Genomic DNA, 26,338 nt, shown 5'->3' with positions numbered 1-26,338 from the left:
CGGCTCGTCAAGCACCCGTAAGCTGGACGTTTGCCCAGGGGGAATCGGCGTAGTCCTGACAACGGCCCCGCATACGGAATAGCGGGGGCGCACACAGGAGACACCGTGACGCTGCTCGAAATTTTCCCGTCGCTGAAGTCGGGAATGCCCTCGCGCCTCGACTCGGCGGTATGGCCGCGGGACACGCATTACGACGACGCGGGCCGCATAACGATCGGCGGGGTCGCCCTCGCCGATATCGCGGACCAGTACGGCACTCCGACCTACGTCCTGGACGAGCGCGAGGTCCGGGAACGCTGCCGGGCCTACCGCAAGGCCTTCCCCGAGGCCGAGATCATCTACGCCGGTAAGGCTTTGATGATCCGCGCGGTCGCCAACTGGGTTTCCCAGGAGGGACTGTCGGTGGACGTGTGCTCCGCCGGGGAGCTGGCCATCGCACTCGCCGCCGGCGTCGCGCCGCGGCGGATCATCATGCACGGCAACGGCAAATCGTTCGACGAACTGACCGCCGCGGTGCAGGCCGGGGTCGGCCGCATCGTGGTCGACTCGCTGGCCGAGATCACCCTGCTCTCGGCGCTGGTCACCGATTCGCAGAATGTCCTGCTCCGCCTTTCCCCCGGCATCGACGTGCACGGACATCCCGCGGTGAAAACCGGTGTCACCGACCAGAAGTTCGGTTTCCCGCTCGGCGGCGACACCGCGGCCGAGGCGGTCGCGCGCATCCTGCGCCAGCCCAAGCTGAATTTGGTGGGTTTCCACTGCCACCTCGGCTCGCAGATCCACGATCCGGACTACTACGGCGAGGCGGTGCGCCGGATGGTCGCCGAGATGGCGCGGGTCCGGGCCGACCACGGCCACCTGCTCACCGAGCTCGACCTCGGCGGCGGGCATGCGGTGGCCTACCGCACCGGCGATATCGCGATGGACCTCGCCGACCTGGCCGCCATCATCGAGGACGCGCTCGACGCGGCCTGTGCGCGCCAGCACTTCCCGCGCCCGACCATCTCGCTGGAACCGGGCCGCGCGATCGTCGCGCACGCGGGCGTGACGCTGTACCGGGTGCTCTCGGTCAAGCACATCGAAGGCGGGCACACCTATGTGACCGTGGACGGCGGCATGAGCGACAACCCGCGCGTCGCGCTGTACGGGGCGCGCTACAGCGTCGTCGTCGCGAACCGGCACCCCACCTGCGCGAGCATGACCGCGACGGTCGCGGGACGGTTCTGCGAGGCGGGCGACATCCTGGCCACCGACGTGCAGCTGCCGGTCGACCTGCGCCCCGGCGAGGTGCTCGCGGTGCCCAGCACCGGCGCCTACCACCACAGCCTCGCGTCGTCCTACAACAGCGTGGGCCGGCCGCCGATCGTCGCGGTGCGCCACGGGCAGTGCCGGGAGCTGGTGCGCCGGGAGACCACCGCGGATCTGCTGAGCCGCGACGTCGGGTACTGAGCGCGTTCGCACCGGCCTGTCCGACTCGTGCGACAGGCCGGTACGCGCTCGGCGCTTGTCAGTGATTCGTCAAGATCGCGGGGCCGGTGGTCAAGGTTGCGCTAAGCGACCCGCCCCGGGTCTACGCAAGGGCGTAGTAGTTGATAGGCCCCGCAGCACAGCGAAAGCGGGGAGCGGATCAGGAGAGCAGCCGTGACGCTAGTGGACTTCTTGTCGCCACCTCGGCCGGGAGCGGCCGCAAAGCTGGATTCCGCGGTGTGGCCCGCCGGCGCCGCCTACGACGCCGGGGGCCGGATCGTGCTCGGCGGTGTGGCGCTCACCGAGATCGCCGACAGCTACGGCACCGCGCTGCGGGTGGTCGACGAGCGCGAGGTCAGACAGCGCTGCCGGGTATACCGCAAGATCTTCGCCGAGGCCGAGATCGGCTACGCCGCAACGGCCTTGCTGGTCCGCGGCATCGCGAACTGGGTCACCGCCGAGGGGCTCTCGGTGGTCGCGGGCACGGCGGCGGACTTGACCGCCGCCTTCGCCGCGGGCGTCGATCCGAAGCGAATCATCTTGCATGCCAACCGGACTCCGCGCGCCACGCTGGAGACCGCGGTGGCCCGACGGGTCGGCCGGATCGTGGTCGGATCGTTGGACGAGATCGGCGTGCTCGCCTCGATCGCCACCCGACCGCAGCGCGTGCTGCTGCGCGTCGCGCCGGGGATCGGCCGCGACGGCTACCCGACCTGGGACGACGCCGACGCCCCGGGCTTCGCGCTCGGTGACATCGCCACCGCGGTGGCCCGAGTACTGGGCACGCCCACGCTCGAACTGATCGGCTTCCACTGCCACCTCGGTTCGCAGATCTACAACCCGGACCACTACGGCGAGGCGATCCGGCGACTGGTCGCCGAGATGGCGCAGGTCCGCCGCGACCACGAGCGCCTGCTCACCGATCTGGACCTGGGTGGCGGTCACGCCATCGCGTACCGCAACGGTGACGCCGAGATGAACCTCACCGAGCTGGCCGCGATCATCGAGGACGCCCTCGACGCCGCGTGTGCGCAACAGCATTTCCCCCGGCCGAACATCGCGATGGAGCCGGGACGCGGCATCGTCGCGCGCGCGGGTGTCACGCTGTACCGCGTCCTGTCGGTGAAACACAATGACGGCGGCCGTATTTCGGTCGTCATCGACAGCGAAGAGCGCGGCGGCAACGGCGCCTACGCGGGCACGGTGGTGGCGAATCGGCGGCCGTCCGGGCCGCTGTCCAGCGCCACCGTCGCGGGGCGCGCGGGCGACGTCATCCTCGCGGCCGACGTACGGTTGCCCGCCGACCTACGCCCCGGCGAAATACTGGCCGTGCCGTGCACCGGTGCATACCATCGCGGGCCTGCGATGTCGGTGATCGGCGTGCGGGGCGGCCGATGCACGGAACTGCTCCGCCGTGAACCGCACCTGCTGGATCGCGACGCGAGCTGAAAACAGCTACCGGTTCCCCCCGATCCGGCAGGCCGAGTCGGGGGGAACCGGTCAGCGCTTGCGCGTGCCGAAGATACTGCGACTGATCTCCCGGCCCGCCGCGGTGGCAGCGGATCGCAGGAAGCTCTTCACCGCAGGGTTTTTCATGATCCGCTCGGCGGTCGACTCGTCGCCACCCTTCGCGGAGCGCCCCGGCGCGGGCGCGACGACCTCCGGATTCTGTTCTGCCGCCTCCACTTTCGCGGCCAGAATCTCATAAGCCGACTCCCGGTCGACAGTTTGACCGTACTTGCCGTGCAACGAACTCGACAGCGCGCGCGACTTGATCGCGTCGTCACCGATGGTGTCCATCAGTGAACGCGGCGGCTGAATCCTGGTCCACGCCACCGGGGTCGGCGCGCCCTTCTCCGAAAGCACCGTCACGACGGCCTCACCCGTACCGAGCGAGGTGAGCGCCTTCTCCAGATCATAGGTACTGGTCTTCGGGTAGGTACGCACCGTCTTCGACAGCGCCTTCTGATCGTCGGGGGTGAAGGCGCGCAACGCGTGCTGGATGCGCGCACCCAGCTGCGACAGCACGGGGTTCGGGATATCGGTGGGCAGCTGGGTGCAGAAGAACACGCCGACGCCCTTGGAACGGATCAGCTTGACGGTCTGCTCCACCTGATCCAGGAAGGCCTTGGAAGCGTCCGCGAACAGCAGGTGCGCCTCGTCGAAGATGAACACCAGCTTCGGCTTGTCGATATCGCCCACCTCGGGCAGCGTCTGGAACAGGTCGGCGAGCACCCACATCAGGAAGGTGGAGAACATCACCGGCCGTGCCGCCTGGGCGCCGAGCTCGAACAGCGTGATGACGCCCTGGCCGCCCGCGACCCGCACCAGATCGCCCGGATCCAGTTCCGGCTCACCGAAGAACGTGTCACCGCCGTCGGCCTCGAGGTTCACCAGCGCGCGCAGGATCACGCCCGCGGTGGCCGCCGAGACGCCGCCGATGCCCTTGAGGTCCTCCTTGCCCTCGGGGCTGGTGAGATGCGTGATGACGGCACGCAGATCCTTCAGGTCGAGCAGGGCGAGACCGTTCTTGTCCGCCCAGTGGAAGATCAAACCCAGCGTCGATTCCTGAGTCTCGTTGAGCCCCAGCACTTTACTGAGCAGCACCGGGCCGAACGAGGTGATCGTCGCGCGGATCGGCACCCCGATTCCGTTGGTGCCGAGCGAGACGAACTCGGTGGGGTACCCGGTCGGCGCCCAGTCCTGCGCACCCGTTTCGGCCGCCCTGGCACTGAGTTTGTCGTTGGCTTGACCCGGCTGCGAAAGACCGGACAGGTCACCCTTGATATCCGCGAGGACCACGGGAACGCCTGCGCGCGAGAGCTGTTCGGCGATGCCCTGCAAAGTCTTCGTCTTACCGGTACCCGTCGCGCCCGCCACCAGGCCGTGCCGGTTCATCGTGCGCATCGGGATGCGCACGCGCGCCGTGGTATCCACCTCGCCGTCGACCACCACCGTGCCGAGTTCCAACGCCGCCCCGTCGAAGGCGTAGCCGGCGGCGATCTCCTGCGCGGCCGCCGACCCTGTGCCGTCGTTCGCGGCAGCGGCTTCCTTCTTGTCGGCTTTCGCCGCGGCAGCTTCGGCGGCAGCAGCGGTTTCGTCGGCCTTCGCCGCCGCGCTCTGCGCCTTCGCCTTACTCGCCCCCGCCTCCTGCTCGGCGAGCTCGCGCTCCGCTTCCTCCGCGGCAGCCGCCGCCTCCGCCGCTACCCGCGCCGCCTCCTCGGCAGCCTTACGCGCCGCGGCCGCCTTCTCCTGGGGCGTAGTCATCGCACGTCCTCCGTCTGGGGTCTGACTCGAACTGCTAACGCAGTGTTTGCTGTCGTACCGAAACGCCTGTGCCGATCTGCCCGAAACTGTATCCCCGCAACGCCCGATCAGGAGCGGCACACCCCGCCGAGATTGTCGCCACACCGGTAAACCCGGCGGGACACCCCGCCGAGAACACGCGGCGCGAAGGCAGCGCAAATCGGACAGAGCTAATGTTGCTGCCGTGTCGGACAAATATGTGGTGTGGATGGATTGCGAGATGACGGGCCTGCGCCTGGACAGCGACAAGCTGATCGAGGTGGCCGCGCTCGTCACCGACAGCGACCTCAACATCCTCGGTGACGGCGTGGACATCGTGATCCACGCCGACGACGCGGCGCTGGCCGCGATGCCCCCGGTGGTCGTCGACATGCACGCACGCTCCGGGCTGACCGAAGAGGTACGCCGCTCCACCGTCACCATGGCCGAGGCCGAGGAACAGGTGCTCGACTACATCCGCCAATACGTGCCGACCCCGCGGACAGTGCCGCTGGCGGGCAACTCGATCGCCACCGACCGCGGCTTCATCGCCCGCGACATGCCCACGCTCGACGCGCACCTGCACTACCGCATGATCGACGTGAGCTCGATCAAGGAACTGTGCCGTCGCTGGTACCCGCGCATCTACTTCGGCCAGCCGGAGAAGGGCCTGACCCACCGCGCGCTCGCCGACATCAAGGAATCGATCCGCGAACTCGAGTACTACCGGCGCACGGCGTTCGTCACGCCCCCCGGCCCGACCACCACGGAGATCGCCGCCGTCGCCGCCGAGATCGGCGCCGCCGCATCGACCGTCGAATCAGCCCAGGTCAGCGGCGTGCCGGAAACCGATTAGGGACTCGAAGGGTAGACACGCTAATATCGACGGCGCCGGTATTCATCCCGGCAATGGTGACCGTAGTTCAGTTGGTAGAGCACCAGGTTGTGATCCTGGCTGTCGCGGGTTCGAGTCCCGTCGGTCACCCGCACGGGCCAGGTCAGGTTAATCCCTGACCTGGCCCTTTTGTTTGGCGAGGTTGTGGGCGGCTGTTACGGCCTGCTGCGTCGACCTGGAGGCGAGTTCCCCGAGGGGCACGTCGTCGACCTGCGGCCCAAAGCGCCTGCATGTGGTGTGCCGCGCACTCTTTGTTACGCCGCGCGCGTGTCAGCGTGCAGACACGCACGCGGGAAGCGAAATATGCGCGCCGGCGAGGCCAAGCGCATGACCGAGCCTGGCGGGCGGCCACCACGCGGCCGAGGGGCCGCCGCGCACTTTCCATTACGCCGCGCGCGTGTCTGCACGCTGACACGCGCGCGGGAAGGCGAAACGTGCGCGCCGTGCCAGTCGAGCACCTCCACCCTGCGGCCGCCTTCGGCACCGAGTCGCTCCCGATGCTCGGAAACCAAGCGAACGTCGAGCGCGGGAGCGCAGTGCAGCCGACGCGGCGTGGGCATGCTCTCGCACTCTTTCTGATCCTTCGCACTCGCTGTGGCATGGCAGAGGGGGTGCGAGGAAACAGAAGTGGTGCGAGGAAAGGGTGGGGCTAGGGGCGGACGGCGTTCAGGGGGAGGTCGTTGGCGGCGGCGATCGCTTCCAGTTCGGCGGTGGACTTGTCGGCGAACGCGGTACGCAGGCTTTCGTGGCTGCCGTCGGCGCCGAAAGTGGCCAGTGCGCGCATGAAGAAGTGGGGTTCGACGGCGCCGAGCGCGACGTAGCCGTCGGCGCATCGATAGATGCCGTATCCCGGGAACGCACCACCGAGGATCGCGTCGGTACCCATCAGCCGATAGCGGACCGCATCGCCGGCGCGGGCGGCGGCCTCCTCCAGCGCCACGCGATACGGTTGTCCCGCACCGGTTTCCGCGCGACGGACCAGCGCGGCCAGCGCCGTGGAGACGGTTCGCTCGGCGCCGAGCATGTCGGCGATCGGCACCGTCGGCATCTGCGGCGGGACGAGCGTGCCGTGTACGGCTTGATAGTTCAGGTCGTGACCGGGCAGTTCCGGGTCGTCGGCGTGGCCGACGATCTCGATCAGCGACAGTCGCGGGAAACGCTCCTGCGGCTGGGCGAGGTCCAATCGCACGAGCGCGCTGGGCCGCATCGAGGTGATGAGCAGATCCGCGGGCTGCAGCAGGTCGTCGAGTTTGCGTCGGTCCGCGTCCTGTTTCAGATCGAGCGAAGCGATCTCCTGATTCTCGATAAGCGCGCGATACCAGTCCGGCGCGGCGGCAGCGAGCGGATCCCCACCCGGCGGCTCCACCTTGATCACGTGCGCGCCGAGTTCCGCGAGTCGCGCGGCCGCGAGCGGTCCGGGCAGATTCACGGCCAGGGAAACAACCCGGACCCCGGACAGCGGCTGCACTGCGGTGTTCTCCATACCGCGACGATACAGTTGTATCGTCTGCGAGTTGTCTGCACCGTAACCGATGTCTCACACTTAGGCACGATCGACGCCCCGCCCATGGCACGCAGCGCAGCGCTCGCATCATTGAAGGGCACACATATCGAGGGGACACCGACGACGAGGACCGGTCACGGCATAACCGTCGACCAAAGACCCCTGCCACCTGCTACTGCTCAGCGGGTGGCCGTGTTCCTCTCCGGCCGACAGAAAGCCGATGCGACTGGCAAGGGTCAACCCCGCTGACAAAGGGCAGCCCGGCCGTGTTCCTCCCCGGCAGACGGGAAGCCCGCGCGACTGGCAGGGGTCAGCCCGGCCGAGAAAGGGCAGCCCGGGAGACCTCGCCGGCCACGGCGCAGGGCTCGACGATCATGGTCGAGCAGCGATCGTGCGGATCTCGGCGGCGGAGTCATCCTCGCGGTGAGCAACCACGTGATGGTCGACCACGTGGTGGACCTGCAGTGCGCAGCTGAGCCTTCTCAGCGTCGCCACCCGTGCCGATCACGGTAGCGCGGGGCGAGTGCTGCGGGCCGATGGCCGTCAGCGGTTCCAGAGCAACACCGGACCGGTCAGATCCCTTGGGAACCAGGTGTATTCGAGTTCGGGCAGGTCGAAGCCCTGCTCGAAGTGGGCAGTGCGTTCGTCGGTGCGGGTGGCCCCGTTGCGTTCGTAGAAGGCGATCGCGGGGGTGTTGTCTTTCAGGACCTCGAGGTAGACGGTGGTGCCGGGGTGTTCGGCGGCGGCCCAGGCGAGGACGTGCCGCAGCAGGCGCCCGCCGATACCGGAACGTTTCAGCCGCGGCTGGACGTGCAGGTTGTCGATCAGGAGGCGGCCGTCGGTACGCGGGACGAGATAGGCGAAGCCGAGGAGCCCGTCCGCGTCGTCGGCGATGAAGAGCGTGCCGTCCGACGGTGCGCCGTCGAGGCGGTTCCGCCAGAGCGCGAGCCGGTCCTCGAGCAACGATCCGTGCAGATATGCGTCGGGCATGATGCCCGCGTAGGCGGTCTGCCAGCTATGCGTGTGCAGCGCCGCTACGGACTCGGCGTCCGGCCCGGCTCCCGGTCTGATCCTCATGGGTCGAGTTCACCGCACCGGGACGCGAGTCGGCACCTCATTTTGCGGTGTCCGGACCGCGCATCTGGCCCCGAGCGAGCGTCGCACCGAATTGTCGGTCCCTGCTGCCAGACTCTGGGCATGCGGTGGGCGGTGGCGGAAACAGGCGACGGCGGCGCCCGGCTGTGCCCACTCGACCAGGAGGGCAGACCGGCAGGCCCGGTGGTGGACGAGCCGTCGCTCGCGGCGGCCGTGCGGTCCCGGCCCGAGGTCGAACGGTGGGTGTGGCGCTGTACCACCGACATCTATCGTCCGCTGCTGGCGGCGGGCGTGCGCGTGGCACGCTGCTACGACGTGCAGGCCGCCGAGTCGCTGCTGATCGGCCACGAGGAAGGCCAATCGGGCCAAGCCCGCTCGCTCGCGGCCGCGTGGGCCCGCCTGCACAACCTGCCCGTCCCGCCGGACGCGCCGATCCGGGCCGCCGAGACCCAGCCGTCCCTGTTCGATTCCGGCCCGGCGCCACTGCCGCCCGGCGTCGACGAATTCGCCGCGCTGCTGGAGGTTTACGCGGCGCAGGTGGCCCGGACCGCGAAAACCGAACACCCGGACCGCATGCGCCTCCTGCTCGCCGCCGAATCGGCGGGCATGCTGGTGGCCACGGGAACTAAACCTCGTGGGCATCCCCTGGCGCGCGGACGTCCACCGCGAGTTGCTGGACAACTTACTGGGCGAACGCTTTCCGGGCGGGCTGGAGCCGCGGCGGATGGCGGAACTGGCCGACGAGGTGTCCCGCGCGTTCGGCAACGGCGTGCGGGTGCGCCCGGACCTACCCCAGGACATCATCAGAGCTTTTGCCCGCGTAGGTATTTCACTGTCGTCCACGCGAAAATGGGAACTCCAGCGGATCGATCATCCCGCGGTGGCGCCGCTGCTGGCGTACAAGTCGCTCTACCGGCTGCACACCGCCAACGGCTGGTCCTGGCTGGAACAGTGGGTGCACGACGGCCGGTTCCGGCCCGAATACCTGCCCGGCGGCACGGTTTCGGGCCGGTGGACCACCAATGGCGGTGGCGCGTTGCAGATTCCGAAAGTGATCCGCCAAGCCATCCGCGCGGATCCCGGCTGGCGGCTGGTGGTCGCCGACGCCGCCCAGATGGAGCCGCGCGTGCTCGCCGCGGTGTCGCGCGATCCCGGGCTGATGGAACTCGCCGGTCGCGGCGACGACCTGTACGCGGATCTGGCGGCCCATGCGTTCGGCGGCGAACGCGACCAAGCCAAGATCGCCATGCTGGGCGCGATGTACGGCCAGACCTCCGGTGACGCCCTCGCCCACGTGGCCGAACTCCGCCGCCGCTATCCGGCCGCCATGGCCTATGTCGACGACGCCGCCCACGCCGGCGAGGAGGGGCGTCTGGTGCGTACCTGGCTGGGCCGCACCTGCCCGCCGGTCACCGCGCCGGAGGTCGAGCCGACCCACGACGAAGAGGAGTTCCGCGGGTTCGGCACCTCCGCGGCCCGCGCCCGCGGCCGGTTCACCAGGAACTTCGTCGTGCAGGGCAGCGCCGCCGACTGGGCACTGCTGCTGCTCGCCGGCCTACGCCACGCGATGTCGCACGCCGGGCTGCGCGCCGAACTCGTCTTCTTCCAGCACGACGAGGTCATCGTGCACTGTCCGGCCGAGGAAGCCGAGACGGTCGCCGCCGCGATCACCACCGCCGCGGAGAACGCGGGGCGCATCACCTTCGGCGCCACGCCGGTCCGTTTTCCGTTCACCACGGCGATCGTCGAATGCTACTTCGACGCCAAATAGCAAGCGGGCCACCGGTTCACACCGATGGCCCGCCCGAACCCGGTGGCTAACCGCGGTCCGCGTTGCCCGCCTTCCACACCGGCCAAGGGATGTTCCAGTCCCCGAGTCCGTCGGTGCCGGAAAGGGTTCCGCCGACCGTGTTCTTGATGATGGTGATGTCGCCGCGCTTGGCGTTCTGGTACACCCACTGTGCGTTGGCCGGGCTGAGGTTCAGGCAGCCGTGACTGGTGTTGCTGTAGCCCTGCTGCCCGACCGACCACGGCGCGGAGTGGAAGAAGATGCCGCTGTAGGAGATTCGGGTCGCGTAGTCGACCGGCGTCTTGTATCCGTCCGGCGAGTTCACCGCCACGCCGTAGGTCGACGAGTCCATGATCATCTTGTCGAACCGGTCGCCCACGATGTAGATGCCGTTGTCGGTGGGGGTGCTGTTCTTGCCCATCGAGGTCGGCATGGTCTTGATCACCTGGCCGTTCTGCTCGACCACCACCTGCTTGGTGTTGTCGTCGGCGGTGAAGATCGTGGCATCGCCGATGGTGAAGAACGACTGGATGTTGTCCTGCCCGAACAGACCGTTGCCGAGGTCACGCCCATAGACGTTCACGTTGATGGTGACCTTGGTCCCCGGTGCCCAGAAGTTCTCCGGCCGCCACCGGACCTCGCGATTGTTCACCCAGTAGAACGCGCCCTCCACCGGGGGTTCGGTGGTGATTTTGATCGCATCCTGGGCGGCCTTGCGGTCGGGAATGTTCTCGTCGAACTGCACCGCGACCGGCTGGCCGATGCCGACGACCTCGCCCTCGCCGGGCAGCAGATACGGCTTGGTCTGGCTGTCGGGGGAACTGGTGGTGAAACTCAACGTCGCCGAATTGGCGCCGCCGAGGCCGATCGCGTCCGCCTTCAACCGGTAGGTCTTGCCGTAGCCGAGCACCTCGGTGGTCTCCCACGACCGGCCGTCCGCGGCCAGCTTGCCTGCCACCGGCTTGTCCTGCGCGTTGACCAACGTCACATTGGTGAACCGGCCGTCCTCGACATGGAAGGCCAGCGGCACGCCCGGCGACACTCCGACATCGCCGTCCTTGACCGGGGACATCAACTTCGGCTTGATCAACTCCAGCATCGGATTACGGTCGATCATGACCGTGGACGAGTCCGTCGTGCTCGACGAGGAGCAACCCGACAGGGCCAACGCTGCCACCGCCAGCACGGCAACAGGCCCGCTGATATGTCGTATCCACCGACGCCGACCTCGTCCAACGCTCATCTTCAACCCCGTTTCAAGTCGATCCCGCCCGCTACAGCTCAACCCGCCGTGTCTGCGGAACGGTCGAGACCACATTCGGACATTCTGCCAGTCCGAAGGTCTCGCACCAACGCGAATCCCGCGTCGACACAGTGGTGTTACACGGGATAGATCCGAACCACCCCCTCCGTTGTTAACACGGCAACCGATGCACCCATCCGCGCCGGTCAGGGCGCGATTTCACATCTGCGCCCTCGGCCTGTTAAGGTTTCTCACGCACCGGAACACGGAGCAAGCGCCATTAGCTCAATTGGCAGAGCAGCTGACTCTTAATCAGCGGGTTCGGGGTTCGAGTCCCTGATGGCGCACATTAAAACGGCCCCTGACCTGGCATTACAGGTCAGGGGCCGTTTTCGTTTCGCCAGGCGGATCGGACCGTTCCCAAAATATCCCAAACATTCGCGCACCCAGCCGTGTTCGTCAGCTGTCCCCACCGAAACCCAGCTCCAGCACCGCCGACGAGTCCGGGGCCTGCTCGGGTGACGCGATGTAGTGCCGCTCGGTGATCCCCTCGCGCGAGTGCCCCAACTGCTTGGCGGCGGTCTTCGAATCCGACGCCTCGGCGATCAGCGTCGCCACTGCCTTCCGGAACGTGAACCGTCACGGGTAAGGGACCGGCTTCTGATTCAGGCCAGCGCCGGTCGGCGTGGCGATTGTTGAGAGTAGTACGCGGCCTCGTATTCGGCTGGGGGTATGTAGTTCAGCCAGGAATGCAGGCGTGCGTTGTTGTACCGGTCGACCCATTCCATGAGCGTGAACTCGACCTCGGACAGGGTCTTGAATGGGCCGAGGCGGTTGACGACCTCGGTCTTGAACAGGCCGATGATCGATTCCGCCAGAGCGTTGTCGTAGGCGTCGCCGACTGAGCCGATCGATGCCGAGAGCCTTTGTAGTGCAAGAGATTCGGCGAACTTCACCGAGGTGTATTGCGACCCTGCGTCGCTGTGATGGATCAATCCGGGCTCGACCGGATGCCCGTAGTGATCACGGCGCCACAAAGCCATGTTCAGCGCCTTGGACACCAGCGCTGTGGTCTTCGTGGCAGCGGTGGTCCAACCGACGATCGCGCGAGAGTAGGCGTCGAAAACGCATGCAACGTATGCCCACCCGGTCCAGGTCGAGACGTAGGTGAAATCAGCGACCCACACCAGGTTCGGTGCGGTGGCGGTGAAATCCCTGTTGAGCTTGTCACCGGCGCGGATCCCGTCCTTATCCGGGATGGTGGTCCGATGTCTGCGGCCTCGCACGACCCCGTTGAGGCCCAGTTCGCGCATGATCCGGTCGACGGTACAGAAAGCCACCTGGTGGCCGCGGCGACGCAGATAGCGGGTCATCTTGCGGCGCCCATACATGTGCTCCGGGCTGCCTGTCAGATCACGCAACACGTTCTCCACATGGGCGTCGGCGATATCGCGGGCCGAGGCGGGCCGGCGGCGTGCTTTGCGGTAAGTCCTTGGCGAGAACTGGATTCCGTGCGCCGAGAGCGCACCACAGATCGACTCGACGCCATAGACCTGGCGGTATTCGTCGATGAACCCGACGATCAACGGTGTCGCGGGTCGAGCTCCCGCGCGAAAAAAGCCGACGCCAACTTCAGGATCTCGTTGGTCTGCTTCAGATCTCGCACTTCCTTGCGGAGCCTTGCAAGCTCGTCACGTTCGGTGTCAGACAGGTCCGAAGCCTGCTTTTGGCCCGGCCGGGATTTCTGGGCCAACGCCTTGACCACCCACACCCGCAACGTCTCGTAATGCACATCGACCATCGGGCCGATCGCCTTGGCGGCGGCATAAGGCGAGTCGAACTCATCCCGGCGCTGCAAGACCAAACGAACAGCCTTCTCACGGACCTCGGGGGGATAACGCTTCGGCATGATGACGACCATCTTCCACCAGGAAGAAGCGGCCCCCAACCCGTGACGGTTCAGTGTGCGATTTTCGCAGGCTGTTGCGGTGCAACCCAAGAATGGCGCGGCAAAACTGCGACATCGGCACGGACTGGCTAATCTGAGTCGGATCCGACACAGGCAAGGAGATCTGTGGACGAACCCGACATTGTCGACGCGCTCGATCGCCGCATTCTGCACGCGCTGGAAGTGGACGGGCGGGCACCGTTCAGCCGGATCGCGCAGGTGCTGGGCGTCTCCGATCAGACCATCGCCCGCCGTTACCGTCGGCTCCGGGCGGAGTGTGGGTTGCGGGTGGTCCTGCAACGTGATCCGCTGGTCCTGGGTCACGATCTGTGGATGCTGCGACTGCGCTGCACCCCCGAAGGCGCGGCCGCCATCGCCACGGCTCTGGCTCGCCGGCCCGATACCGCGTGGGTCGCGCTCGCCTCGGGCGGCACCGAGGTGGTGTGCATGGCCAGCGCCCCACGGCGCGGAGACCGCGAACTGCTGCTCGGCAAGCTGCCCCGCACCCCCAGCATCGTCGAGATCCGAGCCCAGCAGGTACTGCACCGCTTCCACGGCGGACCGAGCGGCTGGCCTCAACGACCCGACGGACTGACCCATGAACAGGCGCTCGCAATACGGTCTCCGCTGCTGCCCGATCTGGACGCGGCACTTCCGTCCGGGGCGGTCCAGCTGACCGCCGAAGACCAGTCCGTGGTCACCGCGTTGGAAGCCGACGGGCGGGCAACCACCCCGGAACTCGCACGCGCAACCGGACTTTCGGAGTCGGTGATCAAGAGGAGGCTGGCCGCGCTGTTCGGCTCGGGCGCGGTGTATACCGACGCCGACTTCGCGCCGGAGCTTTTCGGTGGCCGGGTTTCGGCCCTGTTGTGGATCACCGCGGCGCCACCCGTGCTGGCTCGTGTGGGCGCGCAGTTGTCGATCCATCCGGAAGTCGTCTTCGCTGCGGCGACCGGCGGCCCGTCCAATCTGGTCGCCGGTGTCGTCGTCACCGATGTCGCAGCCCTCTACACCTACCTCAGCGGGCCGCTCGGCAGTCTCGACGGTGTCGTGCACATCGACGCGACACTGTTCCTGAGCCGGGTAAAACAGCTCACCTACCAGCCATTGCGCCGGGCCGCCGCGCCAGCGTGACCTATCGAACGCTCGCGGTGCTCAACGGTTGAGCAGGAGTGCGGCTCACCTTCTCCGGTGCGATCATGAACATCACGCGGACCTCCTCGCCACCGGTGAACCGCGGGTACGGGCGGTTGAGGTAGCGCTGCGACAACCGTTCGACATGTTCTTCGGCGCCCTCGGTCGTCGTGTTCACGACCTCGCCCCGGACCTGGAAGAAGGTCGTCGGATCGCTCGGGTCGGAGACGGTCAACGCCACTCGCGGATCACGAGCGATGTTGCGCGCTTTCATATGGGTCTCGACACTGTTGATGATGACGTTCTCACCATCGGTGTCCACCCAGGTCTGCGTGAGCTGCGGCGACCCATCGGGCATCAAGGTCGCCAAATAGCAGGTGCTAGGGCGGCGCAACATGGCAACAAGCTCATCAGGCAGACTCATAATCCGGCTCCTTCTCAATGAAAACATCTGGGGCGGTAAACATTTCACAGCGACCCAGGAACCTCAGCGACCTGCCGGGGTTCCGGGGCAGTCCCGAATCTGCGGAACACATCTGGCCGATAGCGAAATACTTGCTGACGAACGGAACGCTATTCGCCAACCATTCGATGTCGCGTGCCACGCCGGGCTATTACGGCCGATTTCGACATTTCCCCGGTCCCCAACAGCGATATCCGACTCCACAGCGAGATTGCCGGCCGCTCTGAACCAGCACACCCCCGCTGCCCGAATCGAACTTGAACCGCCCGCGCGAATGCTGAAAACAACCATCCGCTCCTGCCGCGGAGCGGTTGTCCGGAGGGGTCCTCGGTCGCTGAGGCGTGCCATCGCGATCGTCGCCCTGCGTTTATGAGGATGTCGGGGGTGGAGTACGGGCGAGCGTGCGCAGGTGCGCGAGGAATCCAGGTGCTTCGTTTTCGCCTAACGCGCCGACGATCCAGGCTTCGGCGGCCAGCGCGGCTGCCTCCTGTTCGGCCACGACCCGGCGGCCTTGGCTGGTCAGCCGGACCGTCCGGCGTCGGCGGTTGTTCGGGTCGATGGCCTTGTCGATGTCGCCCCGCGCTTCGAGCCGGTCGAGCATGGCTCCGAGGGTGGACTTGTCCATCGAGGTCAGTCGTCCGATCTGGGTTTGGTTCAGTTCGCCGCGCTCGTCCAGGGCCACCAGGACCGCGTATTGAGGTGCGGTGATCTCGGGCATGAAGTGCTGCCAGGCCGCGGTGACGGCCTGGAGGGCAAGACCTCCCTCTACGAACTGCGCTACGACCAAACCCCGGCCGGGGCCGGGCACGCCATCGACCTCCCGATGATTTTCGGCACATACGACACCCCCGAAGGACTCGCGTTCTTCGGCTACCCGACCGCACCCCAAGCGGTCGCCCTCGGCACCCGAATGCGCACCGACTGGGTAGCTTTCGCGACCACCGGCGACCCGGGCTGGCCCGCCTATGCACCCGACACCCAGCCCACCCGCCTCTACGACAACACCGGCGCCACCACCGGCCCATACCCCGAAACCCCCTCCCAGCAGATCTGGGTTGGTCAACCTCCCACCGCAACCACCCTCACCGCGCAAACCCCTGACTCGCCCCGCGAGTATCGGCCCGACTTCGGTGGGCACAAGGCATCGAAATCGCCTTCCGGACAACAACAGTCGTAGCTCAGGCCGGTCAAACGGTCATCCTGAAACTCTGGCCACAAAATGCCTTCCACAATTTGTGCAGAAGCGGGCGTGCTCGGAGTAATTAACTAAGACCGCGAGGAGCGACAGCGGTTGACCACGCCCGACTCACACAGGTCAGAGCCGCCTCCCCTTCCCTCGGGTGTCCGAACTTCATCGTCAGCCCGCCACGCAATGCACTGCCACGCGGGAGGCGGGCGGTTCACAGAGCGAGATGTACCGTGACGTAACGCACGCAAACAGCCCGCTGACCGGGCTGAAAAAATCGGCCAAGGCGCGGCGACCAAACGCACTGATCTGCCCAGTACAGCGGGTCCTCGGTGCTCAGCTCAGGGCATAGAATCCTGCAAGGGTGACGGCGGTGGCTACGACCCAGCTGGTGAACAGGATTTGCAGGACCCGGGGTGCGGTATCGAGTTCCATGAAGGTGAACCCGACCAGCCAGATTTTGGTGAACGTGATGGTGATGACCGCCAGCGCGCCAAGGGTGCTCGCGGTGGTGTGTCCGCTGCCCAGCAGCAGCGAAATCCCGGTAGCGGCAACAAGTAACAGCCAGGTGAGGACCAGTCGGCGCTGGCGTAGCAGGACAAACATTTGTGCGCTTCCTAGACGAGGTAGAGCAACGCGAACAGGGCGATCCACAGCAGGTCGACCAGATGCCAGAAGCACGCGCCGCCTTCGATGAACTTCAGCTGCCCATCGGTCAACGCAGGCCGCCGCGCCAGGTACGCCAGCCCGGCCAGTAGCGCGGTGCCTATCAGGACGTGACCGAGATGGATTCCGGTGAACACGAAGTAGGACATGAAAAAGTCGTCGGTCGTCGGCAGCAGGCCGGCCCTGATCGCGCGGGTGTACTCGATCGTCTTGACGGCGGCGAACGCGACCCCGCTGGCGACGCCCAGCAGAAGGCAGCCGACGGCACGGGGCAAGCCCTGCCGCGCGGCCTGCACTCCCAGCGCGACGAACAACGAACCCGTCAGCAGCACAACGATGTTGAGTACACCCAAACCCACGCTCAGGTGAGCCTGCCCCGCAGTGAACATCTCCGGTCGGGCGCGGTGGTAGAACGCGATCGTGCCGAAGAACAACGCGAAGATCACCAGATCGCCGAACAGGAACACCCACAAGCCCACCTCACCGGGGACACGCCTGCGGTGGGGGTCCGCGTCGGCTGGTCCACGCTCCGTTGCGTGAGATATTGAGAGTTCCATCGTCTCAAAGTAGCATTCGGCTCCTCGCAAAGGAGTGACACATGACGACTCGATCGACCAGCATCCGGGTACAACTGCTCAGCACACTGTCGGTGCTGGGCGTCTTGGCCCTCTACGTCCCCGGCCTCGTGCTCGTCGCCCGCTTCGCCCTGCCGATCCCCTCGCCGGACGCGAGCGCTGAACAGATCGCGGCGATGTTCGCAGAGCACCAGACCCGTATTCGATTCGGTGTCCTGATGATGGTGGTCGGGGTGTTCTTCTTCGGACCTTTCGGCGCCGTCCTCGTCGCGCGCACCAGGCGGATGGAGGCCGACGTCCCGGTGTTCACCTACCTGCAACTGATCAGCTTCGCCGCCACACTGGCAGTCACCTACCTGGTGCCCATGGCGTGGGCGCTGGCCGCGTTCCGACCACGGCAAGACCCGAACATCACCCAGATGTTCTATGACCTGGGATGGTTCCTGCTGCTCTACATTTGGCCGCTGTTCACCCTGTGGCTGTGGTCGCTGGCCGCTCCGATCCTGCTCGCGCCCAAGGGAACCGAAACTTTCCCGCGGTGGGTCGCCTACTTGAGCCTGTGGTGCGGACTGCTGTTCGCGCCGTCGTTCCTGATCAACTTCTTCAAGACCGGACCCTTCGCCTACGACGGCCTCTTCGGTGCCTACGTGCCCGCTGTCGCTCTAGGTCTCTGGGGATTTGGAGTGATGGTCGCGCTCGTGCAGACCATCCGCAAGGAAAAACGCACCCCGAATACGCTGTAATGCCGCCGGGCGGGCGTTCGGGAACTCGGCATCCAACAATCAGAAGCGCGATAACCCGTTCCACTTGTGCGCAGCTGTCGGTGGTCCCACTACTGGCAACGTGGTGGTCCCTCGATGGCGGCAAGCGACAGTGGTTGCGCATGAGGGCGGGCCGCCATCCGGCCTGTACGGATTCAACGCGGATGTAACGCTCCCGGGCTGCGCGCGAGACTTCCCATCACTTCAAGACGAGTGGCTTCTGTTCGAACCACCCCGAGATCCGAACCGAGACATAACGATCGGCGGCCGTCACAGCGCAAAGTCAGCTTCGAGCACCAACCGGCCACTAAGAAGATGCTGGCCGAACCTGCTCCCATCTAGTTAGTGCCCCGCCGCAGAGGGCACGAACCTGCAACGTGTCCCGGACGCACGAGATCAACGTTGGAGCGGGTGTTGGGCGGGTCGATTCGAGCCACCCAAAATTACCCCAAACTTTCGGGGTGATTACTGGTGATCGACCGTGACTGATGTGCGATGCGTTTCGCCATCGCCCCTGGTAGGGCGTGCCCCGGGGACTGTGCGTGATCAACGGCGATATTGGAAGGACCCCGAACCACTAACAGCGGGTTCGGGGTTCGAGTCCCTGATGGCGCACACACATAACAAGGTCTTGGTAGTCGAGCTACCAGGGCCTTCTTTCTTTTCTAGCGGCGACTCGTCCGCAGTAGGCGCCGCAACCTCGATCACTCGTGCCCCACCGAGTGTGGCCAGATGGGTCGATTATCTGGCATTTTCGCCACTGGTCCGCGTCCGTTGCTAATTCCTACGCTGAAGTACTGCTGCTTTCGCGATTCGCACGGTCTGCAAGTCCGAGCGTCGGCCACATCGACCGCTACGACCTCGTTGAAGGCGGCCGAAACGGACCGAAAGTGACTAAGGTGGCCAGATGTTGTCCATGGATTTGCTCGTGGTGCCTGGAACGACACCGATCGCCGTCGCGGCAACGCTCGACCTCGCCGAGGCCGTCACGCGCAGCCACCACGGGCCCGATCACGCGCCGGTCGATGTGCGGGTGGTCGGCGGTGACAGCGGAATCGTCGCGCTGCGTGGCGGGATGTTCGTCCCGGCGGTGCCGGTGGCGCAGGCCGGTCCGGCGCGGCCATGGGTGGTGGTCCCCGGGATCGGCAATGCCTCGGCCGGTGAGATGGAACGCCGCCTCGCGGAGGCAGACGTGCAGGCCGCGGTCGAGTGGCTGGCCAAGGCGATCGACTCCAGGGTCGCCGCATCGTGCACCGGCACGTTCGTCGCCGCCGAAGCCGGCGCGCTCGGCGGGCGTACCGTCACCACGACCTGGTGGCTGGCCGGCCTTTTCGCCGCTCGATACCCGGATTGCCACCTGGATGCCGACCAGATGGTCGTCAAGGACGGTCCGGTGCTCACCGCGGGCGCGGCGATGGCTCACCTGGATCTGTTGTTCGCCATAAACGAGGAGGTGTTCGGTCTCGAGGTCGCCCGAGCGATCGCCGCCCGCGCCACGGCGGCCCCGCGAGCATCACAGGCCCCGTTCCGCCGCAGCGTGGTCTTTCGCGACATGGATCCGGACTTGGCGGCTATCGAACGCTATGTCCTCGATCGGATCGACCGCCCGATCCGGCTGGCCGACCTTGCCTCCACGACCCACCTTTCCGCGCGCACCCTGACACGGCGAGTGCAGGCGGCGACGGGCTTGTCGCCGATCCAATTCGCGCAACGGATCAAGGTGGAGGCTGCGCTGGATCTGCTGAGCGATGCGCGGCGCAGCGTCACCGAAGTCGCACATGCGGTCGGCCTCGCCGACGCCTCGACATTGAATCGACTCATCCGCCGGACTACCGGCCGCAGTCCGGGGACATTCAGATCGGCGTGAACCCTCGCCGATATCGTGGATGTTGTGCGGTGTCGGCCGAGTCCGCATTCCAAGAAGGACGAGAAGTCGCTTCGCTGCCGCGACGGCCGCGCGTGGGCGCAGCGGCTCGTGCCATCGGGCGACAAAGTCGCCCCTAGCTGCCGCCGGTCGGTCCTCGGCTCCAGGTAGATAACTTTGTGTGGCGAATACAGACGAATAGTTGGCTATAACGCCACTGGGAGAATCTATCGGAGATTTCTAGGGTGAACTGATGTATCTATCGAGCATCCTGTCGGCCCGGCGGAATCGAGGCGCCACCAATTCTGCGCGTGCGTGCCGACGGCGGCATCGTGCTCAGTTTTCTGCTCGAACCACCGTGCGCCGTCGGATCCTCGCTGTGGTGCTCGTGGTTGCGGCAATGGTTGTCGGTGGACCGGCGACCGGACACGCCGAATCGAACGAGCCGTCGACGGAACAGGCCTTGGCGGCGTTCGCCTACAACATGTTTCATCCCGATTCGGCTCCGCCCGGCGCCAACGATTGGAACCGTCGACCGAGTGCCGAGCATCCACGTCCGGTGATTTTGCTCCATGGGACGTGGATGAGCGCATATGACAATTTCGCTTTCATGGGCCAGCCGATCAAAGACGCCGGCTTCTGTTCCTTCGCGTTCAATTACGGCCGATCGAATCCGCTCGCCGGTGGCGGGCTCGGGTCACTGCTACCCGGTGCGGGAGGCGTGGGCCATGTCGAGAACTCGCCCCAGCAACTGAGCGCCTTCGTCGACCGCGTGCTGGCGGCCACCGGCGCACATGAGGTGGACCTCGTCGCGCACTCCCAGGGCGGCCCGATGGCGAACTGGTACCTCGAATTCGACGGCGGAGCCGCGAAAGTTCGCCAGCTGATCTCTTTCGACGCCGCATATCACGGGACCTCGTTCAACGGCATCGGCACGCTGGGACGCACCATCAACAACCTCGGCATCGATGTGCTCGGGTTGGTCGAACTCCCGCTGGGACACGCCCCGGTCGAACTGATCGCCGATTCCGAATTCCTGCACCGGCTCAATGCCGGCGGGGACACCGCTGCCGACGTGGAATACACGGTCATGGCCACCCGCTACGACGAGGTGACCAATCCGTACCCGATCACCTTCCTGACGCCGACTGCCGGCGCCACGGTCCACAACATCACGCTCCAAGACGGTGGTGCACAGGACCTTTCCGATCACCTCACCATGATGTACTCCCCCCGTGCCGTCTCCATCGCGCTGCGCGCCCTGGACCCAAGCGCGCACCCTGCACTCACCTGTACCTTCAATCCCTGGCTGATCGGTGGCGGTGGCACCCTATGACAAATCTGGCACGTTTGACCTCCCAGCAAGGCCTCCTGGAAGCGCCCTTGGTGAAAACCGATGGGAGCGTGCTTTTTTCGAACGTCACCGCCGGTGGGGTGTTCGAGTACGCGGCCGGTGAGACCAGGACCTTTGTCGAATCCCGCAGGGGCATCGGCGGATTGGCGTTACACGTCGACGGCGGGCTGGTCATGACCGGACGGGATGTGTCCTATGCCGGGCCGGACGGGCAATGGCCGCTGCTGGCGGTCGAGGGCGCGACCGGCTTCAACGACATGACCGTAGGCGAGGACGGTTCGCTGTATGTGGGAGTCCTGCGCCACAACCCGCAACGAGGCGAACCGGCCGTACCGAGCGAAGTGGTGAAAATCGACCCGGCGGGAGTAGTGACCCCTGCCGTCTCCGGGGTCCGCTGGCCCAACGGGCTCGGCTTCGCGCCCGACGGCACCACGCTTTATGTCTGCGAATACGCCGAAAGCCGAGTGCTGGCGGTCCGCGACGGCGACGTGCAGGTTTTCGCGAATGCTCCCGTCGGAGAATGCGACGGCCTGGCCGTCGATACCGACGGCGGGGTTTGGGTCGCGCTGGGCAGCGGCGGCGCCGTTGCCCGGTTCGATCCCGACGGCGAACTCGACACCACCATCGACCTGCCCGGTGAATTCGTCTCGTCGATCGCCTTCGACGCCGGCACCCTCTACATCACCACCGCGGGCCACCTGCTGACCTGCACCACCGATCGAACCGGGGTCGCTGTCCCGCGGACCCGGATATCCCGCGCCGCGCGGGTGCCGTGATCGCGATCAGCCCGCGGCGAATCCGATAACGGTCGAGCACGGGATCTGTTGCGGGTGAGCTGGATCCAACACTGTGCCGATCACGGCTACCGCCGTGGGCGAGTACGGCTGCGCGAAATACGTGCCCAGACCGGCCAGATCGATGGGTAGGCCGGTGGGCTGATAAGGGGAGGACAGCAGCACCATGTCGTCGACTTTGTCCGCACCGCCGAGGGCGTTGATGTAGTAGCGGTCGACTACGCCGCCCCGGGAATGGCCGACCAGGTCGACTTGGCCGCGCCGGTGGCCTCGAGCACCTTGTCGACCACGGTCGAGACTTCACGGGCCGACATCGGTATCGGATCGAATCCGTTGAGACCGGGTGGGTTCGAGTACATCCGGCGCCCGTAGTCGACGGTGTAGACGCAGAATCCGCGGTTGTGCAGGTATGGGGCGAGTGCTGTCCAATTGACCGCTGCGGACAGGAATGTCGAGGTGGTCAGCACGACCGGTTCGGGTGCTCGGTCGATGGCCGGCAAGAGAAGTCGTGGGCGCCGGGCACCGGTCCGTCCCAATCGGTTGTGGCGACGCGAAGCATTTCACCGTTCCCATAGGAGACCGGTAGGTCATCGGCATCAGCGGTCCCGGTGAGGCCGGCGGTCACCAACCCGTTTCAGAACGACCGGCTGACGCCGACCAGCGTTGCCCTAGCGAGGATTTGGGCGACCCGATGCCTAGATGGCGTGAGGGCGAGCATACGTGCCGCCCACACATCCCGGCGAACCGACCACCCCAGTCGCCCTTCTTGTTCAGCGCAGGCCCAAGGAGGTCGAGCCTCGCCTTGCCCGTACCGCCACCCGCGGATCGAAAAAATCTACACTCGCGGATGTAGACATTCTGCGAAGTGGGAGGTATGTTCTCTGTTGTTGGAGATGAAAGTCCAGTGGCCGGGCAGGTGAGCTGCCCGGAATGAGATTTACCGCCCCTCCGGCGGAGAAGAGAATCCGGTGCAGTCGGCCGGACCGCCGGAGGGGAGCAGTACACACCGAAGGCACTATCGGACAACCCGGGAGGTGGTCACTGAGCAGCTCTCTACCGGTTCCGCGCCCGCCATGCCGGGTGCTGAGCCAGGCTCCGGCCTTACCGGCCGGGTGGACAGAATTAGTACTCGATACCCCTTCGTAAATCCTGGGCCCCGGCGCACCACGCGCCGGGGCCCCTCGGCGTTGAAACATCAAGAGGTGCTGTGGAACAACCGAACACCAATCCCACCGATGGCCCGTCCGCCGCGGACAGGCTCGATGACGACGACTATCCCGCCTACAGCATGGGCCGTGCCGCGGAGTTACTCGGCGTCACCGCGGCCTTCCTGCGCGGGCTCGACTCCGTCGACCTGCTCACACCGCAACGCTCAGACGGCGGGCACCGCCGCTACTCTCGCTACCAGCTCCGCTTGGCCGCGCGCGTGCGTGAACTCGTCGACACCGGCACCACCCTCGAATCAGCCGCCCGCATCGTCGTCCTCGAAGACCAACTGGCCCAAGCCCACGCGCTCAACGCGGAGTTGTCCGAACGACATTCACCCTCGCCGGAGCACGACAGCTGAGTTCAACCGGCACCTCGGTTATTCAAGTGCTGCATCGTCTGCCTCCCAAGGTTGCGCTGCTCGTTCGCTTGGTGGCGCCTCGGGTGCGTGCGCGACTTCAGCTCAGGGAGGGCAGATATTCGGGGGTCGTGGGAAGGAAGTCTCCGGGGAAGGCGGGGCCGAAGAAGACGAGGAAGACGCTGATGCCGGCCAGGACGACCAGGGCCGGGAACAACCACATCGGCCATACCGAGGCGAGGCGCCCGCGCCGCCGACTCCGGACTACCAGCGCGAGTACCACCAGCTCCAGAACGCATGTCCCGTAACCCATCAGGTAGACGCTGGCGTCGGCGTAGGTACGGCAGGTACCCGTGCACTCGCTCGCGTGCCCGCCTGGCGCACCGAGCATGCCGACCATGAACGACAGGTACATTCCGAAGAGAAAGCCGCCCGCGCAGAGCAACAGCGCGCCGAAGAGGTCGAGGTACCGACCCGCCTTACGCTGCGGCTGCAAGAACATTTGGGCCGTCCACGTCATGAAACCTCCTCGCACACAGAAGGATAGCGCGTTCGGCCGCCTGCCGGGGCCGGGCAAGCACTCCGCTCCACTGGCCATGTCGACGCCCGCGCTCGGCACCGCGACCCGGACGCTGCCCCGTTGACGCTTCGCGCGCGGGCTGAATAGCATCGAATTCGTCGCCCAATTGCGCGGCACCGACTTTATTTGTTCCGGGGGGCGGGGCTTTGATTTCACCGGCGACTCCAGAATATCCGCGCGCCGAGCGCCCGGAACCGGTCCTGCGAATTGCGATAGTCGGGGTAGGTCCACGCGGATTGAGTGTTTTCGAGCGAATCTGCGCCAACGCACGGGCCGCGGGTGAATCGGGCGGCATCGAAGTATTGCTCGTCGATTCGACCAGGGTCGGGACGGGCACGGTGTGGCGCACGGATCAGTCCGGTGAGCTGCTGATGAACACGGTCGCCTCGCAGGTCACCGTGTTCACCGACGCCTCGGTGGCGATGGCGGGACCGATCGAGCCCGGTCCCAGCCTCTACGAATGGGCGAGCTTCCTGGACAAAATCGGCAATTTCGCCGAGCTACCGGAGAATATCTATGCGCGACTCCGCACGCTCGGCCCGGATACTTATCCCACCCGAGCCGGGTACGGATATTATCTGCGCTGGAGTTACGAGCACATTCGGTACCGATACCGTTCTGTCGCGCACGCACAGGAAATCACCGCCACTGCGCTGGACCTGCGCGACGAACCCTCCGGACTCCAGGAACTCCGGTTGAGCAACGGCGAACACCTGCGCGGCTTGCACGCGGTGGTCCTCACCCAGGGCCACCTGCCGCTGGCCGCGACGAACAGCCCCGAAATAGCCCACGCCGCAAGAACTTCGGGCCTGACCTATTTCGCGCCCGCCAACGCGTCCGATGTCGACGTCGACCAGATACCGGCCCGCGAGCCCGTGTTCGTGCGCGGCCTCGGCCTCACCTTCTTCGACTACCTGACCTTGCTGACCGCGGGACGCGGCGGCTGTTTCAAACAGACCCGTGGACCGCTGGAGTACATCCCGTCCGGCAGCGAACCGTTGATCATCGCGGGATGTCGGCGCGGTGTACCCCACCACGCGCGTGGCGAGAACCAGAAAGGGGTCGACGGCCGCTACGAACCACAGTTGCTCGACGCCCGGCGCATCGCCGAATTCCGTACCAGGGCAGAGCAATCCGGCGACCTGTCGTTTCGCCGCGACGTCTGGCCGCTGATCGCCCGCGAGGTCGAATCGGTGTACTACACCGCGGCGATCGCCGACCGGGTCAGTGCCCGCGAACTCCGCGAGTTCCGACACCGCTATCTGCACGCGCCCACCGCACCGGACGCCGCCGACGTACTGGATCGGTTTCGCGTCCCCCGCGCCCAACGATGGGATTGGGCGACGATCGCCGACCCCACCGGCGGCCGTCACTTCGACGATCCCGCGGACTTCCGATCGTGGCTGCTCGGCTACCTGGACGCGGACGTCCGACATGCCGAACTCGGCAACGTCCACGGCCCGGTCAAGGCGGCGCTGGATGTGCTGCGGGATCTGCGCAACGAGGTCCGCCTGGTCGTCGACTACGGCGGCATCACCGGCCGTTCCTACCGTGACGACCTCGATCGGTGGTACACGCCGCTGAATGCCTTCCTGTCCATCGGACCACCCGCGCATCGGATCGCCGAGCTGGCAGCGCTCATCCGCGCCGGCATCGTCCGCGTCGTCGGCCCGGGTATGCGCGTCCGGGTCGATCCGGCGCTCGGCTGTTTCGTCGCCGATTCGCCGAGCGTCGCCGGCTCGAAGACATCCGCGCGCACGCTGATCGACGCGTTTCTGCCCGCGCCCGATCTACCTCGCACCGGAGACCCGCTGCTGCGCAACCTTTTTCAACGCGATGAGGTGCGCAGCCACACGGTGTTCGATCCGGACCGCGACGACTACCCGACCGGTGGACTGGACGTCATGGCCGGTTCGCACGCGGTGCTGGACGGAAAGGGACGCAGCCATCCCCGCCGGTTCGCCTGCGGCGTACCCACCGAGTCGGTGCGCTGGGTCACCGCCGCAGGCGCCCGCCCGGGCGTCAACTCGGTGACCCTCGCCGACACCGACGCCATCGCCCGCGCGGCCCTGGGAGTCGGACGGTGATCCCGGACGCCGGTTGGGTCACCCGGGACCGCCGCCGCGGCAACTGGACTACCCGCGGAGGGCGACCCGGTTCGCCGACCACGT

General features: G+C 66.4%; 25 protein-coding genes, 2 tRNA genes and 1 other annotated feature. Of the genes, 14 read left to right on the top strand and 13 right to left on the bottom strand.

What is annotated here, in order from left to right:
• The first annotated feature begins 105 nt into the window (after positions 1–105).
• Complete coding sequence (gene lysA, locus TY25_RS37550) at positions 106–1,449, top strand: diaminopimelate decarboxylase (protein WP_014982428.1); 1,344 nt, start codon at positions 106–108, stop codon at positions 1,447–1,449.
• Between the two features lie 192 nt (positions 1,450–1,641).
• Positions 1,642–2,916 carry a diaminopimelate decarboxylase family protein gene (locus TY25_RS37545; RefSeq protein ID WP_042264543.1) on the top strand — a complete coding sequence of 425 codons (1,275 nt, stop codon included), beginning with the start codon at positions 1,642–1,644 and terminating at the stop codon, positions 2,914–2,916.
• Positions 2,917–2,967: 51 nt separating this feature from the next.
• Here TY25_RS37545 and TY25_RS37540 read toward each other — a convergent pair whose 3' ends face one another.
• On the bottom strand, positions 2,968–4,734 hold the full coding sequence (locus TY25_RS37540) for a helicase HerA-like domain-containing protein (protein WP_042264541.1): 1,767 nt from the start codon (positions 4,732–4,734) through the stop codon (positions 2,968–2,970).
• Between the two features lie 223 nt (positions 4,735–4,957).
• Here TY25_RS37540 and orn point away from each other — a divergent pair, with 223 nt between their 5' ends.
• Positions 4,958–5,608 (top strand): oligoribonuclease, encoded by a 651-nt coding sequence (orn, locus tag TY25_RS37535; protein ID WP_042264539.1) that lies wholly within the window; start codon positions 4,958–4,960, stop codon positions 5,606–5,608.
• Positions 5,609–5,664: 56 nt separating this feature from the next.
• A tRNA-His gene (locus TY25_RS37530) sits at positions 5,665–5,737 on the top strand.
• 559 nt (positions 5,738–6,296) lie between these two features.
• Here TY25_RS37530 and TY25_RS37525 read toward each other — a convergent pair.
• Together TY25_RS37525 and TY25_RS37520 are read right to left on the bottom strand one after the other, a co-directional pair.
• Positions 6,297–7,130: a CoA transferase gene (locus TY25_RS37525; protein ID WP_042264537.1), complete on the bottom strand. Its 834-nt coding sequence runs from the start codon at positions 7,128–7,130 to the stop codon at positions 6,297–6,299.
• Positions 7,131–7,694: 564 nt separating this feature from the next.
• Complete coding sequence (locus tag TY25_RS37520) at positions 7,695–8,228, bottom strand: GNAT family N-acetyltransferase (RefSeq protein ID WP_042264535.1); 534 nt, start codon at positions 8,226–8,228, stop codon at positions 7,695–7,697.
• Between the two features lie 652 nt (positions 8,229–8,880).
• Between TY25_RS37520 and TY25_RS37515 the strand changes: the two genes are divergently transcribed.
• Complete coding sequence (locus TY25_RS37515; protein ID WP_236639175.1) at positions 8,881–10,017, top strand: bifunctional 3'-5' exonuclease/DNA polymerase; 1,137 nt, start codon at positions 8,881–8,883, stop codon at positions 10,015–10,017.
• A 46-nt stretch (positions 10,018–10,063) separates the two neighbouring features.
• Here the strand turns inward: TY25_RS37515 and TY25_RS37510 are convergent, their stop codons facing one another.
• Entirely contained in the window at positions 10,064–11,278 is a 1,215-nt protein-coding gene (locus tag TY25_RS37510; RefSeq protein ID WP_042264533.1) for a L,D-transpeptidase, read from the bottom strand.
• Positions 11,279–11,552: 274 nt separating this feature from the next.
• Between TY25_RS37510 and TY25_RS37505 the strand changes: the two genes are divergently transcribed.
• Positions 11,553–11,625 (top strand) — tRNA-Lys (locus TY25_RS37505).
• A 112-nt stretch (positions 11,626–11,737) separates the two neighbouring features.
• Here the strand turns inward: TY25_RS37505 and TY25_RS43085 are convergent.
• The gene (locus tag TY25_RS43085; RefSeq protein WP_156055184.1) at positions 11,738–11,896 is read right to left on the bottom strand and encodes a site-specific integrase; all 159 of its coding nucleotides are present in this window, start codon (positions 11,894–11,896) and stop codon (positions 11,738–11,740) included.
• A gap of 47 nt (positions 11,897–11,943) precedes the next feature.
• Positions 11,944–13,187, bottom strand: a protein-coding gene (locus TY25_RS37500; protein ID WP_106387042.1) for an IS3 family transposase whose coding sequence is annotated in 2 segments (ribosomal slippage) — positions 11,944–12,893 and positions 12,893–13,187 — 1,245 coding nt in all. Because the reading frame shifts where the segments join, the coding sequence is not laid out codon by codon here.
• Positions 12,772–12,900, bottom strand: a sequence feature (AL1L pseudoknot). Its footprint overlaps the gene before it by 129 nt.
• A gap of 165 nt (positions 13,188–13,352) precedes the next feature.
• Here TY25_RS37500 and TY25_RS37490 point away from each other — a divergent pair.
• Entirely contained in the window at positions 13,353–14,360 is a 1,008-nt protein-coding gene (locus TY25_RS37490) for an Lrp/AsnC family transcriptional regulator (protein ID WP_042264529.1), read from the top strand.
• Between the two features lies 1 nt (position 14,361).
• Here the strand turns inward: TY25_RS37490 and TY25_RS37485 are convergent, their stop codons facing one another.
• Positions 14,362–14,784: a PPOX class F420-dependent oxidoreductase gene (locus TY25_RS37485; RefSeq protein WP_042264528.1), complete on the bottom strand. Its 423-nt coding sequence runs from the start codon at positions 14,782–14,784 to the stop codon at positions 14,362–14,364.
• A 406-nt stretch (positions 14,785–15,190) separates the two neighbouring features.
• The gene (locus TY25_RS41075; protein WP_052383457.1) at positions 15,191–15,541 is read right to left on the bottom strand and encodes a MarR family winged helix-turn-helix transcriptional regulator; all 351 of its coding nucleotides are present in this window, start codon (positions 15,539–15,541) and stop codon (positions 15,191–15,193) included.
• A gap of 3 nt (positions 15,542–15,544) precedes the next feature.
• Between TY25_RS41075 and TY25_RS37475 the strand changes: the two genes are divergently transcribed.
• Positions 15,545–16,000 carry a hypothetical protein gene (locus TY25_RS37475; protein ID WP_052383456.1) on the top strand — a complete coding sequence of 152 codons (456 nt, stop codon included), beginning with the start codon at positions 15,545–15,547 and terminating at the stop codon, positions 15,998–16,000.
• 345 nt (positions 16,001–16,345) lie between these two features.
• Here the strand turns inward: TY25_RS37475 and TY25_RS37470 are convergent, their stop codons facing one another.
• Both TY25_RS37470 and TY25_RS37465 read right to left on the bottom strand, forming a co-directional pair.
• On the bottom strand, positions 16,346–16,615 hold the full coding sequence (locus TY25_RS37470; protein ID WP_042264523.1) for a cytochrome C oxidase subunit IV family protein: 270 nt from the start codon (positions 16,613–16,615) through the stop codon (positions 16,346–16,348).
• An 11-nt stretch (positions 16,616–16,626) separates the two neighbouring features.
• Positions 16,627–17,142: a cytochrome c oxidase subunit 3 gene (locus TY25_RS37465; RefSeq protein ID WP_162184257.1), complete on the bottom strand. Its 516-nt coding sequence runs from the start codon at positions 17,140–17,142 to the stop codon at positions 16,627–16,629.
• Positions 17,143–17,273: 131 nt separating this feature from the next.
• Here TY25_RS37465 and TY25_RS37460 point away from each other — a divergent pair, with 131 nt between their 5' ends.
• The 4 genes from TY25_RS37460 to TY25_RS41070 all read left to right on the top strand — a co-directional run bounded on the left by TY25_RS37460 (position 17,274) and on the right by TY25_RS41070 (position 22,005).
• Entirely contained in the window at positions 17,274–17,993 is a 720-nt protein-coding gene (locus tag TY25_RS37460; protein WP_042264519.1) for a hypothetical protein, read from the top strand.
• Between the two features lie 925 nt (positions 17,994–18,918).
• Positions 18,919–19,878, top strand: coding sequence for a GlxA family transcriptional regulator (locus TY25_RS37455; protein ID WP_226887039.1), 960 nt, complete (start codon positions 18,919–18,921; stop codon positions 19,876–19,878).
• Positions 19,879–20,128: 250 nt separating this feature from the next.
• Positions 20,129–21,211, top strand: a complete 1,083-nt coding sequence (locus tag TY25_RS37450; protein WP_106387003.1) for an esterase/lipase family protein — start codon at positions 20,129–20,131, stop codon at positions 21,209–21,211.
• Entirely contained in the window at positions 21,208–22,005 is a 798-nt protein-coding gene (locus TY25_RS41070; protein ID WP_052383454.1) for an SMP-30/gluconolactonase/LRE family protein, read from the top strand. Before TY25_RS37450 ends, TY25_RS41070 begins: the two co-directional genes overlap by 4 nt.
• 6 nt (positions 22,006–22,011) lie before the next feature.
• Here TY25_RS41070 and TY25_RS41065 read toward each other — a convergent pair whose 3' ends face one another.
• Both TY25_RS41065 and TY25_RS37440 read right to left on the bottom strand, forming a co-directional pair.
• The gene (locus TY25_RS41065) at positions 22,012–22,191 is read right to left on the bottom strand and encodes a hypothetical protein (protein WP_052383453.1); all 180 of its coding nucleotides are present in this window, start codon (positions 22,189–22,191) and stop codon (positions 22,012–22,014) included.
• A 50-nt stretch (positions 22,192–22,241) separates the two neighbouring features.
• A complete protein-coding gene (locus TY25_RS37440; RefSeq protein WP_052383452.1) occupies positions 22,242–22,523 on the bottom strand; it encodes an esterase/lipase family protein in 282 nt (93 codons plus the stop codon).
• A gap of 707 nt (positions 22,524–23,230) precedes the next feature.
• On the opposite strand from TY25_RS37440, the gene TY25_RS37435 reads away from it, so the two are divergent.
• A complete protein-coding gene (locus tag TY25_RS37435; RefSeq protein ID WP_042264512.1) occupies positions 23,231–23,590 on the top strand; it encodes a MerR family transcriptional regulator in 360 nt (119 codons plus the stop codon).
• A 97-nt stretch (positions 23,591–23,687) separates the two neighbouring features.
• Here TY25_RS37435 and TY25_RS37430 read toward each other — a convergent pair whose 3' ends face one another.
• On the bottom strand, positions 23,688–24,107 hold the full coding sequence (locus tag TY25_RS37430) for a hypothetical protein (protein WP_042264511.1): 420 nt from the start codon (positions 24,105–24,107) through the stop codon (positions 23,688–23,690).
• A 206-nt stretch (positions 24,108–24,313) separates the two neighbouring features.
• On the opposite strand from TY25_RS37430, the gene TY25_RS37425 reads away from it, so the two are divergent.
• A complete protein-coding gene (locus tag TY25_RS37425) occupies positions 24,314–26,254 on the top strand; it encodes an FAD/NAD(P)-binding protein (RefSeq protein WP_226887040.1) in 1,941 nt (646 codons plus the stop codon).
• Positions 26,255–26,338 lie beyond the last annotated feature (84 nt).

It is taken from the genome of Nocardia brasiliensis NBRC 14402 (assembly GCF_000308475.2).
In the GTDB taxonomy this organism is placed as follows: Bacteria; Actinomycetota; Actinomycetes; order Mycobacteriales; family Mycobacteriaceae; genus Nocardia; species Nocardia brasiliensis.
Note: the sequence above shows the minus strand (reverse complement) of the source record. Positions and strands in the feature narration are given on the sequence as shown.